This window comes from [Mycobacterium] manitobense (assembly GCF_025821665.1).
Classification (GTDB): domain Bacteria; phylum Actinomycetota; class Actinomycetes; order Mycobacteriales; family Mycobacteriaceae; genus Mycobacterium; species Mycobacterium arseniciresistens.
This window is the reverse complement of the sequence record NZ_JACKSJ010000117.1, coordinates 29304-45561: the sequence shown is the minus strand read 5'-3', so window position 1 is coordinate 45561 and position 16258 is coordinate 29304. Positions and strand designations below refer to the sequence as shown.

At 69.8% G+C, this 16258-nt stretch carries 16 protein-coding genes; 13 read left to right on the top strand and 3 right to left on the bottom strand.

The genetic code is table 11. The features are described from left to right. Positions 1 to 23 precede the first annotated feature (23 nt). Together H7I41_RS14530 and meaB are read left to right on the top strand one after the other, a co-directional pair. The gene (locus tag H7I41_RS14530) at positions 24 to 1175 is read left to right on the top strand and encodes a thiolase family protein (protein WP_264013299.1); all 1152 of its coding nucleotides are present in this window, start codon (positions 24 to 26) and stop codon (positions 1173 to 1175) included. Positions 1176 to 1211: 36 nt separating this feature from the next. Then, entirely contained in the window at positions 1212 to 2090 is an 879-nt protein-coding gene (gene meaB / locus H7I41_RS14525) for a methylmalonyl Co-A mutase-associated GTPase MeaB (protein WP_264013439.1), read from the top strand. Here the strand turns inward: meaB and H7I41_RS14520 are convergent. Beyond that, the gene (locus H7I41_RS14520) at positions 2079 to 2666 is read right to left on the bottom strand and encodes a TetR/AcrR family transcriptional regulator (RefSeq protein ID WP_264013298.1); all 588 of its coding nucleotides are present in this window, start codon (positions 2664 to 2666) and stop codon (positions 2079 to 2081) included. The genes meaB and H7I41_RS14520 overlap by 12 nt on opposite strands. A 194-nt stretch (positions 2667 to 2860) precedes the next feature. Between H7I41_RS14520 and H7I41_RS14515 the strand changes: the two genes are divergently transcribed. Continuing rightward, entirely contained in the window at positions 2861 to 3073 is a 213-nt protein-coding gene (locus H7I41_RS14515) for a hypothetical protein (protein ID WP_264013438.1), read from the top strand. Positions 3074 to 3099: 26 nt separating this feature from the next. Here H7I41_RS14515 and H7I41_RS14510 read toward each other — a convergent pair whose 3' ends face one another. Continuing rightward, positions 3100 to 4713 carry an FAD-dependent oxidoreductase gene (locus H7I41_RS14510; protein ID WP_264013297.1) on the bottom strand — a complete coding sequence of 538 codons (1614 nt, stop codon included), beginning with the start codon at positions 4711 to 4713 and terminating at the stop codon, positions 3100 to 3102. A gap of 27 nt (positions 4714 to 4740) precedes the next feature. Continuing rightward, positions 4741 to 5451 (bottom strand): IclR family transcriptional regulator, encoded by a 711-nt coding sequence (locus H7I41_RS14505; protein WP_264013296.1) that lies wholly within the window; start codon positions 5449 to 5451, stop codon positions 4741 to 4743. Positions 5452 to 5570: 119 nt separating this feature from the next. On the opposite strand from H7I41_RS14505, the gene H7I41_RS14500 reads away from it, so the two are divergent. The 10 genes from H7I41_RS14500 to H7I41_RS14455 are packed head-to-tail and all read left to right on the top strand — an operon-like array spanning position 5571 to position 16212. Next, positions 5571 to 6437, top strand: coding sequence for an alpha/beta fold hydrolase (locus H7I41_RS14500; protein WP_264013295.1), 867 nt, complete (start codon positions 5571 to 5573; stop codon positions 6435 to 6437). Then, positions 6437 to 8131 carry a bifunctional 3-(3-hydroxy-phenyl)propionate/3-hydroxycinnamic acid hydroxylase gene (locus H7I41_RS14495; protein ID WP_264013294.1) on the top strand — a complete coding sequence of 565 codons (1695 nt, stop codon included), beginning with the start codon at positions 6437 to 6439 and terminating at the stop codon, positions 8129 to 8131. Before H7I41_RS14500 ends, H7I41_RS14495 begins: the two co-directional genes overlap by 1 nt. Then, the gene (locus H7I41_RS14490) at positions 8079 to 8999 is read left to right on the top strand and encodes a 3-carboxyethylcatechol 2,3-dioxygenase (RefSeq protein ID WP_264013293.1); all 921 of its coding nucleotides are present in this window, start codon (positions 8079 to 8081) and stop codon (positions 8997 to 8999) included. The genes H7I41_RS14495 and H7I41_RS14490 overlap by 53 nt, the downstream gene beginning before the upstream one ends. After that, positions 8996 to 10783: an FAD-binding protein gene (locus tag H7I41_RS14485; RefSeq protein WP_264013292.1), complete on the top strand. Its 1788-nt coding sequence runs from the start codon at positions 8996 to 8998 to the stop codon at positions 10781 to 10783. The genes H7I41_RS14490 and H7I41_RS14485 overlap by 4 nt, the downstream gene beginning before the upstream one ends. Positions 10784 to 10785: 2 nt before the next feature. Then, positions 10786 to 12096 (top strand): LLM class flavin-dependent oxidoreductase, encoded by a 1311-nt coding sequence (locus tag H7I41_RS14480; protein ID WP_264013291.1) that lies wholly within the window; start codon positions 10786 to 10788, stop codon positions 12094 to 12096. A gap of 5 nt (positions 12097 to 12101) precedes the next feature. Then, entirely contained in the window at positions 12102 to 12941 is an 840-nt protein-coding gene (locus tag H7I41_RS14475) for a coniferyl-alcohol dehydrogenase (protein ID WP_264013290.1), read from the top strand. A gap of 4 nt (positions 12942 to 12945) precedes the next feature. Beyond that, positions 12946 to 13935: a cyclase family protein gene (locus H7I41_RS14470; protein ID WP_264013289.1), complete on the top strand. Its 990-nt coding sequence runs from the start codon at positions 12946 to 12948 to the stop codon at positions 13933 to 13935. A gap of 11 nt (positions 13936 to 13946) precedes the next feature. Continuing rightward, positions 13947 to 14555 (top strand): NADPH-dependent FMN reductase, encoded by a 609-nt coding sequence (locus H7I41_RS14465; protein ID WP_264013288.1) that lies wholly within the window; start codon positions 13947 to 13949, stop codon positions 14553 to 14555. Beyond that, entirely contained in the window at positions 14552 to 15397 is an 846-nt protein-coding gene (locus tag H7I41_RS14460) for an alpha/beta fold hydrolase (RefSeq protein WP_264013287.1), read from the top strand. The genes H7I41_RS14465 and H7I41_RS14460 overlap by 4 nt, the downstream gene beginning before the upstream one ends. After that, on the top strand, positions 15394 to 16212 hold the full coding sequence (locus H7I41_RS14455) for an SDR family NAD(P)-dependent oxidoreductase (RefSeq protein WP_264013286.1): 819 nt from the start codon (positions 15394 to 15396) through the stop codon (positions 16210 to 16212). The genes H7I41_RS14460 and H7I41_RS14455 overlap by 4 nt, the downstream gene beginning before the upstream one ends. The last annotated feature ends 46 nt before the right edge of the window (positions 16213 to 16258 follow it).

The window sequence follows — 16258 nt, the reverse complement described above, 5'->3', positions numbered from 1 at the left end:
ACCCGAGTCAAGAGGAGTCCGCGATGCCCGAGGCCGTGATCGTCAACGCACTGCGTATCCCCATCGGCACCGCGATGAAGGGCACGCTGCGCGACACCGACGCCTACACGATGGCCGACCACGTGGTGTCCGCCGCCGCGGCCGAACTCGACCCGACGCGCGTCGACGACGTGATCCTCGGCGAGGGTCTTTACGGCGGTGGTGTCATCGCCCGGCACGCCGCCATCACCGCAGGTCTGCAGTCGGTGCCCGGGCTGTCGAACAACCGGCACTGCGCGGCGGGACAGGCAGCCGTGCAGAGCGCCGCGGCGAGCATCCGCGCCGGCATGGATGAGCTGATCATCGCCGGCGGGGTGAACTCGGCGTCCACGTCGCCGCGGTTCAAGCGGCGGGTGAGCAGTGAGAAAGATGCGGAGCTGGTCGACTGGTTCCCGCCGACGCACCCGAACCGGCCCGACGCGCCGAACATGGACATGTCGATCACTGTCGGCTGGAACGCGGCGGTGCGGGCCGGGGTGAGTCGCGAGGAGATGGACGAGTGGGCCTACGGGTCGCATCGCAAGGCCATCGCGGCAATCGACGAGGGCCGCTTCAAGGAGGAGATCGTCGCGATCGACACGCCGCACGGCGTCTTCGACACCGACGAGCATCCGCGCCGCGACACCAGCCTCGAGAAGCTGGCCGGACTCAAGCCACTGCACCCCGAGATCGAGGGCTTCTCGATCACCGCGGGCAACGCCTGCGGCGCCAACGACGGCGCGGCGGCGCTCACCATCGCCAGTGACCGGCTCGGCCTGCCCGCGCTGGCGACCGTTCGGTCATGGGCGTCGGTCGGTGTCGACCCGGCCTTCACCGGCCTCGCGCCCGTCGAGGCGATCCCCAAGGCGCTCAAGCGGGCCGGCCTTGCGGTGTCCGACGTCGACCTCTTCGAGATCAACGAGGCATTCGCCGCGATGTGCGTGGCGACCGTCAAGCTGCTCGGCATCGATCCGGACCGGGTCAACGTCAGCGGCAGCGGGTGTTCGCTCGGCCACCCCGTCGCCGCCACCGGAGCGCGGATGCTGGTGACGCTGGTCCACGAACTGCGCCGCCGCGGCGGGGGCATCGGTGTCGCCGCCATGTGCGCGGGCGGTGGAATGGGCTCGGCGACCGTGATCGAGGTCGCGGCACCCTAGGCTCCGCTGATGCCGCAATCCCGGATTCACCCCGGAATGGATGTCGACGAGCTCGTCGCCGCAGCCCGCGGCGGATCGGCCCGTGCGGCGGGCCGGCTGCTGAGCCTCGTCGAGGGCTCGCGCCGCGAGGAGGTGCTCGCGGCGGTCGGTGTGCACGAAGCGCGCGTCGTCGGGTTCACCGGGCCGCCGGGTGCGGGCAAGTCGACGACGGTCGCCGCGCTGGTCGCCGTTTACCGGGGCCGCGGCCTGCGGGTGGCGGTGCTGGCCGTCGACCCGTCGTCGCCCTACAGCGGTGGCGCACTGCTCGGTGACCGGATCCGGATGGCGGCCCACATCAACGACCCCGATGTGCTGATCCGATCGGTGGCGACCCGCGGGCACCTGGGCGGGCTCGCAGCCGCGGTGCCCGCCGCGATCCGGCTGCTTGCGGCGCTGTCCTACGACCTGGTGGTGCTCGAGACGGTCGGCGTCGGCCAGTCCGAGATCGAGATCGCCGCGATCGCCGACCCGACGGTGGTGGTGCTCAACCCGGGTGCCGGCGACGCCGTGCAGGCCGCCAAGGCCGGCCTGCTCGAGGTCGCCGACCTGGTGGTGGTCAACAAGGCCGACCGCGAGGGCGCCGAGCAGACCGTGCGCGATCTGCGCGGTGAGGTGAGCGTGCCGATCCTCAAACTGGTCGCCGCGCAGGGCGAGGGCGTCACCGAACTGGCCGAGGCGATCGACGCCCATCACCGGTCGGACACGGCCGAGCGGCGTGCCGCGCGCGCCCGCACGCAGATCCTGTCGCTGGCGCAGACGCTGCTCCGCACGCATCCGGCGCTGGGCGGGCTGGCCGAACGCGTCGCCGACGGCAGTGTCGACCCGTACACCGCTGCCGAGCAGTTGTTCGCCGCGCCCGAGGAGTCAGCCGGGTAGGTCGACGATGCGGCGCATCGTCTGCAGCAGCTCGGCGCGCAGCGTCTCGTCGTCGATGTCCACCACCAGCGGGTGCATCACCGCGACGCTGATCACGCCGGACAGCATCGCCGCGTGCAGCCGGGCCCGGCTGCCGGTCTCGTCGCCGAGCATCGCCGTGTAGAGCCGGTCGATGAAGCGCTGGAACGGCCGGTGCTCGGCCAGCAACCGCACGATGACGGGATCGAACTGCAGCACGCTGACCGCGGTGCGACGCTCGATGGCGAGGTCGACGACCCGGCGCAGCAGCAGCTCGCGGGCCTGCACGCGGTCGGACTCTGCCTCCGCGGCCTCCAGCACGTCCTCGAGCCCGCCGAGTTCCCGCTCCGTCAGGGCGATGACGATCTCGTCCTTGGTGCGGAACTGGTGGTAGACGGCGGCTTTGGTCACCCCGATGCGGTCGGCGATCATCTGCAGCGACGTTGCGCTCACCCCGCGCTCGGAGATCAACGCCAGCGCGGCGTCCAGCACGCGCAGCTGCGCCGCCGAGCGCGGGATCGCGGCGAATCGGCCGTCGGTGGCGGAATCTGCGAGCACCCCGTCAGGGTATAGCCGGGCGCCTAGCCGATCCGCGCGAACAGGGTGACAGTCGCCGCGTGACCCGTCTGTGACGTCTGCCGAGACCAGGATTCGCCCCGCCGCCTGCGGGTATGCCGCACACCGATGGGGCCCCAGGGCCCGGATGGAGACTCGTGGCAATTCTCGATGGTGTCAAGAACAAGGTAGGCCGTCTGGTCGGCGCGTCGAAGGACGGGCATCGGGCTCGTCAGGAGAAGGGCGAGTCCGACGTTTCGGGTGACGCAGCCGTCGCGGGATCGCGGGCGAATGACGATGGCGAGGACGGCAGCTACGTCGGCCGTACCAGTCCGCAGTACGACGCCGAGGTCCAGGAGAGCGGAGCCGAAGCACGCAGCGAGGCACGGCGCCGGTCGCAGACGGCGTAGCCCGCGCGCATGCCCCGCTGAGTGCGTCAGCCCAGCGATTCGCCGGTGGCCGCGGCGTGCCCGGCGCGCAGCCCGAAGACCATGGCCGGACCCAGGGTGCCGCCCGCGCCGCCGTAGGCCTTTCCGGTCGCGCCCGCCATTGCGTTGCCCGCCGCGAACAGGCCGGCGATCGGCGTGCCGCTGACGTGCAGCACCCGGCCGTCGCGGTCGGTGCGCGGGCCGCCCTTGGTGCCCATCGCGCCGATGGACACCGGGACCGCGTAGAACGGCGCCGTGTCGATGGGCCCGAGCGTCTGCAGCGCCGGTGAGCCGGCGCTCTGGTCGCCCCAGTAGCCGTCGTAGACACTCGACCCGCGGCCGAATTCGGGGTCGACCTCCTCGGCGACGTTGCGGTTCCACGCCTCGAGGGTGCGGGCCAGCCCCTCGGCGGCGATGCCGGTCTTCTCCTGCAGTTCGGCGAGATCGGCGGACTTCGAGAACCAGCCCGGCGCAGGCCCGTCGGGCTCCACCCCGAGGAAGCCGTACTTCTTCAGGTGCAGCGAGTCGAACACGATCCATGCCGGGTCGTTGACGTACCCGCCCTTGGGGTCGAGGTACTGGAACGGGCCGGCCATCGAGTTGTACTCGCCCGCCTCGTTGACGAACCGCTGCCCTGCGCGGTTGACGATGATGCTGCGCGGCCGCGTGCGTTCCAGGCGGACACTGCGGCTGCGCGGGTGGCCGTCGATGGTGTCGCCGGGGATCTGCACGATCGGCACCCACCACGCCTCACCCATGTTGGCCAGGTCCGCGCCGTGGGCCATCGCCATCCGCAGGCCGTCACCGGTGTTGTTGGGCGGTGAGACGGGGCCGCGCATCGGTCCCCGCAGGAATGCGTCGACCAGGGCGGGATCCCACTCGAAACCACCGCTGGCCAGGACGACGCCGCGCCGGGCCCGGACCTGGATCTGCGTGCCGCCGTGGTCGATCCGCACTCCGGCGATGCGACCGTCCTCGGCGATCAGCTCGACCGCCCGCGCCTGCGTGGTCGGCGTGACGCCGGCGTCGAGCAGGCCCTTGAGCAGCCCGGCGATCAGCGCGGTACCCGCCACACACGGTTCGGTCAGGGATTCGTCGGCGGTCGCGTGGATGCGGGCCCGGGTCTCGGCGTCGATGCCGACGTTGCTGAAGTCGGCGGGGAACGACGTGATCCGGTCGTGCCAGTCACCCAGCTTCGCCAGGTCGAACGGCGTGGCGTTCAGCGAGCGCCCGCCCGCAGGCCGGCCGCCGGGCAGTTCGGGCTTGTAGTCGGGGAAGCCCTCCGCGACGACGAACCGCAGGTCGCTGTGCGCCTCGACGAAGTCGAGCATCGCCGGGCCGGTCCGAACGAACGTCTCGACGAGGTCGTCGTCCATGTAGCCCAGCGACTGGGCGCGCAGGTAGCTCAGCGCGTCCTCGGCGGTCAGTTCGCCGTCGGGTGCGCGGTCGTGCGCGGGGATCCACACGATCCCGCCGGACACCGCGGTGGTGCCGCCGACGGTGGCGGCCTTCTCGTACACCTCGACCGCCGCGCCGTCGGCGGCCGCGGTCAGTGCTGCGGTCAGCCCGGCGCCGCCACTGCCCAGCACCACCACGTCGGTCGCGTGGTTCCACTCGGTCACCGCAGTCATCTCCTTTTGGGCGATCCTCTAGGACAGGATCGTGGACAGTTTCGCGGCGGCGTCGATGACCGCCGCCCGGCCTTCTCGCACCACGTCTTCGCGGTGCGAGATGAGGTTGATGCAGGTGGGCGGAGACGGAGGTCGCCGGCGTACCGGCACGGCCAGACCGTAGGTGTTGGGCTCGACCTCGCCGTGGGTGATCACCCAGCCGTGCTCTCGGGTCTGCGGCACCAGATCGCGCTCGCCCGGTCGCGGCGGCATGCTCGACAGCAGGGCGATGCCCGCGGCGCCCCGGTCCAGCGGGTAGCGGCTGCCCTCGTGGAAGGACAGCTGGTAGTAGACGTGGGTCGGGGCGATCACCGCGATCGCGACCTGCTGATCACCCTCGGCGATGAGCAGTGAGACGGTGGCGCCGAGTTCGTCGGCCAGTCCGCGCAGCACCGGCACGCTGAGCTGACGCACGTTGTTGTCGAAGGACGCCCCGAGCAGGGCGAGGCCCGACGCCGGTCTATAGCGCCCGTCCTCGCCCTTGGTGATGTAGCGGAACTGCGCCAGGGTGCCGAGCAGCCGGTAGGCGATGGTGCGGTGCACGCCGACGAAGTCGGCGACCTGTTGCACCGTCAGCCCGGTCGGCGAGGTGGCGACCGCCTGCAGGGCAGAGAGCCCGCGCGCGAGGGTCTGGGACCCGGCGGCGAGCTTGTCCGGCGGATTGGGGCCGTCTCCCTTGACAGACGTCATTGCGAGAGTGATGCTCTTAACATAGTGCACATAACGGTGCGATATTAGCACACATTGTTCGCACTGAGCGAGAACGTCATTTCCGCCAGCCGAGCAGCAGACTCGCCGGGAAGGGGACCATGTCCGAGCACGAGAGCGTGTGGAGCGATCTCCAGGGCGTCGCGTTCTCGCAGGGGTACCTCGATGTCGGCGGCGTGCGGACCCGTTATCTGCACGCAGGTGACCCGTCCCTGCCGGCGCTGGTCCTGCTGCACGGTTCCGGCGGGCATGCCGAGGCCTATGTGCGCAACCTCGAGTCCCATGCGGAACACTTCTCGACCTGGTCGGTCGACATGCTGGGCCATGGCTACACCGACAGGCCGGGCCACCCGCTGGAGGTGCGCCACTACGTCGATCACCTCCTGGCGGTCCTCGACGCGATCGGCGCGCAGCGGGCCCATATCAGCGGCGAGTCGCTGGGCGGCTGGGTGGCATCGCGGTTCGCGGTCGACCACCCCGACCGGCTCGAGCGGCTGGTGCTCAACACCGCCGGCGGCTCGCAGGCCGATCCGGAGGTGATGAAGCGGATCATCACGCTGTCCATGGCCGCCGCCGAGAACCCCACGTGGGAGACCGTGCAGGCACGCATCAAGTGGTTGATGGCCGACAAGTCGAAGGGCTACGACGACATCGTCGCCAGCCGGCAGCGGGTGTACCGGCAACCGGGCTTCGTCGACGCGATGCGCGACATCATGGCACTGCAGGACCCCGAGATCCGTGCCCGCAATCTGATGAAACCCGATGACTACGGCGCGATTTCCGCGCCCACGCTGGTGCTGTGGACCAGTGACGACCCGACAGCCGACGTCAGCGAGGGCCGGCGGATCGCGGAGATGATCCCGGGCGCCCGCTTCGAGGTGATGCCCGGCTGCGGACACTGGCCGCAGTACGAGGATCCGAAGACGTTCAACCGGCTGCACCTCGACTTCCTCCTGGGGCGGCAGTGATGAACGACGCCGACGTCGTCATCGTCGGAGGCGGGCCGGTCGGGCTCACGCTGGCCAACATCCTCGGCCTGCAGGACGTACGCACACTCGTCGTCGACGAGCGCGACAGTCTGATCGACTACCCGCGGGGCGTCGGCCTCGACGACGAGGCGCTGCGCACATTCCAGGCGATCGGCCTGGTCGACAAGGTGCTGCCGCACACCGTGCCGAACCAGATCCTGCGCTTCTTCGACCGCAACCGGCGGCTGCTCGCCGAGATGGCCCCGCCCGACGCCCGCTTCGGCTGGCCCAAGCGCAACGGATTCGTCCAGCCGATGGTCGACGCCGAACTGCTCGCCGGCCTCGATCGCTTCGACCACGTGCAGGTGGCCTGGGGCAGCCGGATGGAGGCGTGCGCCGAGACCGAAGGCGGCGTCACGGTGCGGCTGTCGGGTGACGAGAACCCGGTCACCGCGCGGTATCTCGTGGGGTGCGACGGCGGCCGCAGCGCCACCCGCAGGTTGATGGGAGTGTCGTTCGAGGGCACCACATCGGCCACCCGGTGGCTGGTCGTCGACGTGGCCAACGATCCGCTGGGCCACCCCAACAGCGAGGTCGGTGCGGACCCGGAGCGGCCGTACGCCTCGATCTCGATCGCGCACGGAATCCGCCGGTTCGAGTTCATGATCCACGCCGACGAGTCCGACGAGCAGGTCGAGGAGCCGGCGTTCATCGAGCGGATGCTCGGCAGATTCGTTCCGGACCCGCAGCGCGTCGACGTGATCCGGCACCGGGTCTACACCCACCACTCCCGCATTGCCGGCGCATTCCGCGCCGGCAGGATGTTCCTGGCCGGCGACGCCGCACACCTGATGCCGGTGTGGCAGGGGCAGGGGTACAACAGTGGCATCCGCGACGCCGCCAACCTCGGCTGGAAGCTGGCTTCGGTGATCAAGGGCCAGGCCGGTGACGCGCTGTTGGACACCTACGACGTCGAACGCCGCAAGCACGCCCGGGCGATGATCGACCTGTCCACGATGGTGGGCCGCGTCATCTCCCCGACGAACCGTCGCGTTGCGGCGCTGCGCGACAGGGTGATCCGTGGCGCGTCCGTCGTCCCGACGCTGAAGCGCTACGTGCTCGAGATGCGGTTCAAGCCGATGCCGCGCTACGAGCAGGGTGCGGTCCACCACGACCACGCGCCGACGCCGACGTCGCCCACCGGCACGCTGTTCATCCAGCCCCGCGTCGACACCCGGGAGCAGGCGGGCGTGCTGCTCGACGACGTCCTCGGCACCGGATTCGCGGTGCTGTGCTGGAACAACAACCCGCGCGCCCTGCTCGGCGAGCAGATCTTCAACCGCTGGAAGGCATTGGGTGCCAGGTTCGTCGCCGCCCGACCGGTGACCCAGCTGCACTGGACAGGACACGACGACCCCGACGTCGTGATCGTCGGCGACCGGACCGGCGCGGTGAAGGCCTGGTTCGACGCGCACACCGAGTCGGTGCTGTTCCTGCGGCCGGACCGCTGCATCGCCGGCGCCTGCATCGCCCAGCGCGCACCCGAGACCAGCGAAGCACTGTTCGCGGTGCTGCATGTCACCCAGAGAGGAGGCAACGAACCAGATGGGAACCTCCACAACGGAAGTGGCGCTGTGCTGCATGTCGCACAGTCCACTGTTGAATCTTCCGGGACCGTCGCAGGAACTCCTTGACGACATCGGGACGGCCATCGCGGACGCCCGAGACTTCGTCACCGCCTTCGACCCGGAGCTCGTCGTGATCTTCTCGCCCGATCACTACAACGGCTTCTTCTACCGGCTGATGCCACCGTTCTGCATCGGCACGTCCGCCCGCGGTGTCGGTGACTTCGGCACCCACGCCGGGCCGCTCGACGTGCCGGAGTCGACGGCCAACGACTGCGCGAGCGCGGTGTGGGAGGCCGGTGTCGACGTGGCGATCTCGGCCAGCATGGACGTCGACCACGGCACCGTCCAACCGCTCGAGAAGCTGTTCGGCGATCCGACGTCGCGCCCGGTGCTGCCGATCTTCATCAACTCCGTCGCCACCCCGTTGGGCCCGCTCAAACGGTCCCGGATGCTCGGTGCGGCGGTGGGCGGCTTCCTCGCCGGACTCGGCAAGCGGGTGCTGGTGATCGGTTCGGGCGGGCTGTCACACGACCCGCCGGTGCCGACGCTGGCGACGGCGCCGCCCGCCGCGCTGGAGCGCATCGTGCACGGGGCCCCGATCAGCACCGAGGCGCGGATGGCGCGGCAGGCCGCGGTGATCGATGCCGCCCAACAGTTCGCCCGTGGCGAGAGCCGGCTGCAACCACTGAACCCGGTGTGGGACCAGACCCTGCTGGAGATCCTCGACGAGGGCTGGCTGACCGACCTGGACGGCTGGTCCAACCCGTTCATCGCCCGCGAGGGCGGCAACTCCGGACACGAGATCCGCACCTGGGTGGCGGCTTTCGCGGCACTGCAGGCCGCCGCGGGTGGCTACCGGACCGAACAGCGGTTCTACCGGGCGGCGCCGGACCTGATCGCCGGCTTCGCGATCCGGACGGCGGTCGCCGTATGACGTCCGCAGCGGCGGGCACCGCGGGCTTCGACACCGAGGTCGACGTGCTCGTGATCGGTTCCGGCGGAGGCGGGATGACCGCCGCGCTGACCGCCGACGCGGCCGGCCTCGACACGCTGGTGGTGGAGAAGGCGTCGCAGTACGGCGGCTCCACCGCGCTGTCAGGCGGCGGCATCTGGGTGCCGGGTGCACCGTCGCAGCGCCGGGCGGGTTACGTGCCCGATCCCGACGAGGTGTTCACCTACCTTCGGACCATCACCGGCGGACTGGTCAGCGACGCGCGGTTACGCACCTACGTCGACCGCGCGCCCGAGATGATGGAGTTCCTCGAACAGCGCAGCACGTGGTTCGAATTCGTCTGGAAACCCGGCTACGCCGACTACTACCCGGAACTGCCCGGCGGCTCGGCGCTCGGCAGCACCATCAACGTGCCTGCCATCGACCTGCGGGAGCTGGGCGACGAGGAGCAGCAGCTGCTTGCACCGCTCGCCCTTGCGCCGAAGGGAATCTGGTTCGCCCCCAAGGATCTGCGGCTGTTCTATCAGGTCAGGCAGAACTGGCGCGGCAAGGCGGTGCTGCTCAAACTGATCTGGCGGATGGTCCGGGCCCGGGTGTTCGGCGACCGGATGGCGGCGATCGGCCAGTCGCTGGCCGCGCGGATGCGGCTGGCGATGAAGCAGCAGGACATCCCGCTGTGGCTGGACGCACCGATGAGCGAGCTCGTCACCGACGACGGGGGAGCGGTGATCGGTGCCGTCGTCGAGAAGGACGGCCGGTCGGTGCGCATCCACGCGCGGCGCGGGGTGATCATCGCCGCCGGTGGCTTCGACCACGACATGACCTGGCGCCGTGAGTACCTGCCCGAGCTGGAGAAGGACTGGAGCTTCGGCAATCCGGCCGCCACGGGTGACGGCATCCGGGCCGGACAGAAGGTCGGCGCGGCCACCGAGCTGCTCGACGAGGCGTGGTGGTTCCCGGCGATGTGCTGGCCGGACGGGCGGCTGCAGTTCATGCTGAACGAACGGATGATGCCCGCGCAGTTCGTCGTCAACGGGGCGGGGGAGCGCTTCATCAACGAGGCGGCCCCCTACATGGACTTCGCCCACGCGATGATCGAGGGCGAGCGCACCGGTGTGGAGCACATCCCGTGCTGGCTGGTCACCGACATCCGCTCGTTCCACCGCTACGTCGTCGGCGGCCACCTGCCGCTGCCGAAGATCCCGTTCGCACCGGTGCCCACCGGGTGGAAGGTCCCGAAGGCCTGGCTCGAGTCGGGAATCGTCAAGGCGGGTGACTCCTTCGAGGAGCTCGCCGCCGAGATCGGCGTGCCGCCGGCGCAGCTCCGGCGGACGGCCGAGCGGTTCAACGAACTGGCGCGCGGCGGCCACGACGACGACTTCAACCGCGGTGACAGCGCTTACGACAATTACTACGGCGACCCGACCCTGCCCAACCCGAACCTGCACCCGCTGGGCAAGCCGCCCTACTACGCGTTCCAGATCATCCTCGGCGACCTCGGCACCTCGGGTGGCCTGCGCACCGACGAGTTCGCCAGGGTGCTGCGCGACGACGACACACCGATCGCCGGCCTCTACGCGGTGGGCAACGCATCGGCCGCGGTGATGGGCCGCAGCTACGCCGGGGCAGGCGCGACCATCGGCCCCGCCATGACGTTCGGCTACGTGGCCGCCCGGCACATCGCCGGCGGCGACACCGCAGGCACTCTCTCGATTACCCACTCCTCGATCCCCCACCACTCGACCCTCGACAGCCCACGGAGGTAACCATGAAGATCTCGCTGTTCTACGAATTCCCGCTGCCGCGGCCGTGGTCTGACGACGACGAGCACCAGCTGTTCCAGCACGGCCTCGACGAGGTGGAGGCCGCCGACAAGGCCGGCTTCTCCACCGTCTGGCTCACCGAGCACCACTTCCTCGAGGAGTACTGTCACTCGACCGCTCCGGAGATGTTCCTGGCCGCGGCGAGCCAGCGCACCAAGGACATCCGGCTGGGCTTCGGTGTCATGCACCTGCCGCCGCCGATCAACCACCCCGCCCGCATCGCCGAGCGGGTCGCGACGCTGGACCACCTGTCCAACGGCCGTGTCGAGTTCGGCACCGGCGAGGGGTCGTCGGTGGCCGAGCTCGGTGGCTTCAACATCGACCCGGCCGACAAGCGCGCACAGTGGGAGGAGGCCCTCGAGGTCGCGATCCGGTGCATGACCGAGGCGCCGTTCTCCGGTTTCAAGGGCGAGCACGTGGAGATGCCCGCCCGCAACGTGATCCCCAAGCCGCTGCAGCAGCCCCACCCGCCGGTCTGGGTGGCCTGCACCAGGCCGTCGTCGGTGCAGATGGCCGCCCAGAAGGCGATCGGCGCACTGAGTTTCGCCTACACCGGACCCGAGGCGCTCAAGGAGCGGGTGGACGGCTACTACCGGGAGTTCGAGGAGAAGGGCACTCCAATCACCCCGGCGATCAACCCGAACCTGCTCGCCATCGGCGGCGACCTGTCGATGATGGTCGCCAAGAGTGACGACGAGGCGCTGAAAAAGCTCGGAATCGGTGGCGGCTTCTTCTCGTTCGGCATCATGCACTACTACATGACCGGGATGCACACCCCCGGCCGCACCGGCGTGTGGGAGCTCTACGAGCAGGCGGTCAAGGAGGACCCGACGCTGGCCTACGGACCCGGCCGCGGCGCGATCGGCTCGCCGGACACGGTGCGGGAGTTCCTGCGCGGCTACGAGGCCAGCGGGGTCGACGAGATCATCCTGCTGCTCAACCCGCGCAGCCATGAGGGCACCATGGAATCGATCGAGATCATGGGCAAAGAGATCCTGCCCGAGTTCATCGAGCGCGACCAGAAGGCCGTGACGGACAAGGCGAAACGCCTCGAGCCCGTCATCGAGAAGGTGGAGTCGCGGCGCGAAGCGTCCGACGCGCCGCTCTTCGACGAGACCTACTCATTCGGCGGCCTGCCGACCGGCCGCGGCGGCAAGTTCACCGCCGGTGAGATCCCCGAGGCGATGGCCGAGATCAACGAAGGCCGCGTGAAGGCGGCGCAGGCGGAGAAGGCAGCGCGCGAGCAGGCGGGCTGACGGCGGTGAACGAGGTCGGCGATCGATGGCGTTACGACGGCAAGCGGGTGGTCGTCACCGGCGTCGCGTCCGGGATCGGCGCGCACGTGGCCCAGCAGGTCACGTCGCTCGGCGGTGAGGTCATCGGACTCGACCTCCGGCCGCCCGCGGTGCAGATCGCGTCGTTCATCGACCTCGACCTGTCCAGCGAGCCGTCGATCGACCACGCCGCCGCCTCGATCGGCGGCAGGGTCGACGCCCTGTTCAACGTCGCGGGCGTGTCGTCGGGCATCGGTGATCCGCGGAGGGTGGTCACCATCAACTTCCTCGGCACCAGGCGGTTCACCGAGGCGATCGTCCCCGCCATGCCGCCCGGGTCGGCAATCGCCAACGTGTCCTCGCTGGCGGCATCGGCATACCGCGAGAACGCCACGGTGACAGCCGGACTGGTGGAGACAGCGACGATCGACGAGGGCCTCGAGTGGTGCGCGGCCAACCCGGAGGCCCTGGCCGACGGCGGTGGCTACCGGCTGGCCAAGGAGGCCATCATCCTCTACGGCATGGCGCAGGTCTGCGCGTTGGGCGCCAGGGGCATTCGCATCAACTGCACCGCACCCGGGGTCACCGATACCCCGATCCTCGACCAGTTGCGCACCGCCTACGGCCAGGACTTCCTCGACGCCTTCCGAACGCCGCTGGGCCGGGTGTCAACGCCGGACGAACAGGCCAGCGTGCTGGTCTTCCTCAACAGCGCTGCCGCCAGCTACATCACCGGTCAGGTGATCTGGGTGGACGGCGGCACCGTCGGCGAGAGCGACCTCGCCGCCTCGGTGCCGCGCCGCACCGCCGACAGCGCGCAGGAGTGAAACGATGGCGAGCCTGAACGACTTCCGCCGACTCGGTGACGACGTCCGCAACTGGGGCCGCTGGGGTGACGACGACGAACTGGGCACCCTGAACTTCATCACCGCCGAGAAGGTGGCGCAGGCTGCCGGCCTGGTGCGGCACGGCAAGGTGTTCTCGCTGGGAGTGGACTTCGGCTCGTCGGGGCCGCAGGGCGCATTCCAGTACCGGCCCAATCCGATTCACGTGATGACCGTCGACGGCGGCGATGCCGAGACGCTGGTCAAGTACGGCCCGGACTGGTTCAAGAACACGGTGGCCCAGCAGCTCTCGGGGTACTTCGTCGACAATCCGTTCCGGTTCAACGACGACATGGTGATCATGCCGCTGCAGGCCGCCACGCAGTGGGACGCGTTGTCGCACGTCTACTACGACGACAAGCTGTACAACGGGTTTCCCGCGAATTCGGTGACCAGCCTCGGCGCGTTCCACTGCGGGATCGACAAGGTGGATCCGAAGGGCATCACCACCCGCGGGGTGCTGCTGGACCTGGTCCGTCACCGCGGCGCGCAGACTTTCCTCGAACACGGAAATCCCATCACCCCCGAGGAACTCGACGAGGTGGCCCGCGCGCAGGGCGTCACGGTCGAACGCGGCGACGTCGTGCTGATCCACACCGGCTGGTGGGCGCGATTCCTGGAGAACCGCGACGGCACCGAGCCGTACTCCGGCCTGGACTGGCGGTGCGCCTCGTGGCTGCACGATCACGAGATCGCTGCGATCGCCGCGGACAACCTGATGGTCGAGGACCCGGTGTCGGGCATCGAGGGGACGATCCTGCCGCTGCACATGCTCTGCCTGCGCGACATGGGCCTGATGCTGGGCGAGTACTGGGACCTGACCGCGCTGTCCGCCGACTGTGCCGCGGACCGCGTGTACGAATTCCAGCTGATCGCACCGCCCCTGCGCTTCACCGGCGCCGTGGGCTCACCGGTGAATCCGATCGCCATCAAATGACGGGAGACGACATGACCGTGACGGAAACGGCGGCGGCGCAGACCGAGAGCGCGCAGCGGCCGCTGGTGGTGGGGCTCGGCGGCACCCTGCGGGAGAACTCGTCGACCGAACGCGCGGTGCGGCACTGCCTGCAGTCCGTCGAGCGCGAAGGCGGCCGCATCCGCATGTTCGCCGGGCCGGACCTCGACCTGCCGATGTACGCCCCGCACCAGCTCGAGCGCACCCCGAAGGCACTCGAGCTCGTCGGGGCGCTTCGCGATGCCGACGCCGTCGTCGTGGGGTCGCCGGGCTACCACGGCGCCGTGTCCGGACTCGTCAAGAACGCGCTCGACTACATCGAGGACCTGCGCGAGGACGCGCGGGTGTACCTCGACGACACACCGTGGGGCTGCATCAGTTGCGCCTACGGGTGGCAGGCCGCGGTCGGCACCCTGGGGCAGCTGCGGTCGATCGGCCACGCGCTGCGGGCCTGGCCGACGCCGCTGGGCGTGGCGATCAACTCGGCCGACCGGATCTGGGACGAGGCGGGCGAACTCGTCGACGAGCCGGTGCGCAACCAGCTCGACATGCTGGCCGGCCAGGTGCTCACCTTCGCCCGCGCGCACAGGAACACCACGTGACGTTCACGCGGCGGTCGACGACGGTCGACGGTCTGGTCACCGCGTACCTGGAGGCCGGCGACGGCGACCCGGTCGTGCTGCTGCACGGCGGCGAGTTCGGCGTCACCGCCGAGATCAGCTGGGAGCGACTGATTCCCGCTCTCGCGTCGAAGTATCGGGTGCTGGCCCCCGACATGCTGGGGTTCGGCGGCTCGGCCAAGGTGGTCGACTTCACCGACGGCCGCGGGATGCGGATCCGCCACGTCGCCCGCTTCTGCGAGACCCTCGGCGTCACTGCCGCCCACTTCGTCGGGAACTCGATGGGCGCGATCAATCTGCTGGTGGACGCCACGTCGGAGGCGCCGGTGCTACCGGTGCGCAGCATGACGATCATCTGCGGTGGCGGGGAAATCCAGCGCAACGAGCATTCCGGGGCGCTCTACGACTACGACGCCAGCCTGCCGGCGATGCGCCGCATCGTCGCGGCGCTCTTCGCCGATCCCTCGTATCCCGAGGACGACGACTACGTGCAGCGGCGCTACGAGTCCAGCATCGCACCGGGAGCGTGGGAAGCGCTGGCCGCGGCGCGCTTTCGCCGGCCGGGCCTCGAGCCGCCTCCGCTGCCGTCGAGTAGGCGTGCCTACCATCGGATCACCGTGCCGACGCTGATCGTCGAAGGTGGCAGCGACAAGCTCCTGCCCGCGGGCTGGGCGGCCGAGATCGCCGGCCAGATCGCCGGCGCCCGCTCCGCGGTTGTCGACGACGCCGGGCACTGCCCACAGATCGAGCGACCCGCGGCGGTCGACGCCCTGCTGTCGGAGTTCCTGGCCGACGTCGCCCACAGAGAGGTGCCCGCACAATGACCACCGGTGAACTCGAGGGCAAGGTCGCCGTGATCACGGGTGGGGCGTCGGGACTCGGCGAAGGGCTGGTGCGACGATTCCACGCCGAGGGCGCGACGGTGGTGTTCGGCGACATCGACACCGAACTCGGCGCGGCGCTGGGCGATGAACTCGGTGCACGCGCCGAGTTCATCGAGACCGACGTCTCCGACATCGGCCAGGTGGGCACGCTGGTGTCGACGGCGGTCGCGGAGCACGGCGGTCTGCACGTGATGATCAACAACGCAGGGGTCTCGGGGAAAATGTTCCCGAAGTTCCTCGACGACGACCTCGCCGACTTCCACCAGGTGATGGCGGTCAACGTGCTCGCGGTGATGGCAGGCACCCGGGACGCCGCACGGCACATGTCCGAACACGGCGGCGGCTCGATCATCAACCTGACGTCGATCGGCGGCATCCAGGCCGGCGGCGGCGTGATGACCTACCGGGCGTCGAAGGCCGCCGTCATCCAGTTCACCAAGTGTGCCGCCATCGATCTGGCGCACTGGGAGGTCCGGGTCAACGCCATCGCGCCGGGGAACATCCGCACCGCGATCGTGCGGAAGTCGGCGACAGGCGAGGACGCGGCGCGACTCGAGGAGTTCGAGGCGAGGATCCGTGCGCAGATGCGCAGCGACCGCCCGCTCAAGCGGGAAGGCACTGTCGACGACGTCGCGGAGGCGGCGCTGTACCTGGCGGGGGACCGGTCACGCTACGTCACCGGGACCATCCTCCCGATCGACGGGGGCACGGTGGCAGGCAAGGTCATCGCGCGCAAGGAGAAGCCGTCGGCATGACGGTAGTCGGTCATAAATCAGTCGCTTGACTTAAAGGCTGTGACCG

Excerpts from the sequence above, each read along its gene's own strand:
- H7I41_RS14530 (WP_264013299.1), top strand. The coding sequence starts at position 24 with ATGCCCGAGGCCGTGATCGTCAACGCACTGCGTATCCCCATCGGCACC.
- meaB (WP_264013439.1), top strand. The coding sequence starts at position 1,212 with ATGGATGTCGACGAGCTCGTCGCCGCAGCCCGCGGCGGATCGGCCCGT.
- H7I41_RS14505 (WP_264013296.1), bottom strand. The coding sequence starts at position 5,451 with ATGACGTCTGTCAAGGGAGACGGCCCCAATCCGCCGGACAAGCTCGCC.
- H7I41_RS14500 (WP_264013295.1), top strand. The coding sequence starts at position 5,571 with ATGTCCGAGCACGAGAGCGTGTGGAGCGATCTCCAGGGCGTCGCGTTC.
- H7I41_RS14495 (WP_264013294.1), top strand. The coding sequence starts at position 6,437 with ATGAACGACGCCGACGTCGTCATCGTCGGAGGCGGGCCGGTCGGGCTC.
- H7I41_RS14490 (WP_264013293.1), top strand. The coding sequence starts at position 8,079 with ATGTCGCACAGTCCACTGTTGAATCTTCCGGGACCGTCGCAGGAACTC.
- H7I41_RS14485 (WP_264013292.1), top strand. The coding sequence starts at position 8,996 with ATGACGTCCGCAGCGGCGGGCACCGCGGGCTTCGACACCGAGGTCGAC.
- H7I41_RS14480 (WP_264013291.1), top strand. The coding sequence starts at position 10,786 with ATGAAGATCTCGCTGTTCTACGAATTCCCGCTGCCGCGGCCGTGGTCT.
- H7I41_RS14470 (WP_264013289.1), top strand. The coding sequence starts at position 12,946 with ATGGCGAGCCTGAACGACTTCCGCCGACTCGGTGACGACGTCCGCAAC.
- H7I41_RS14465 (WP_264013288.1), top strand. The coding sequence starts at position 13,947 with ATGACCGTGACGGAAACGGCGGCGGCGCAGACCGAGAGCGCGCAGCGG.
- H7I41_RS14455 (WP_264013286.1), top strand. The coding sequence starts at position 15,394 with ATGACCACCGGTGAACTCGAGGGCAAGGTCGCCGTGATCACGGGTGGG.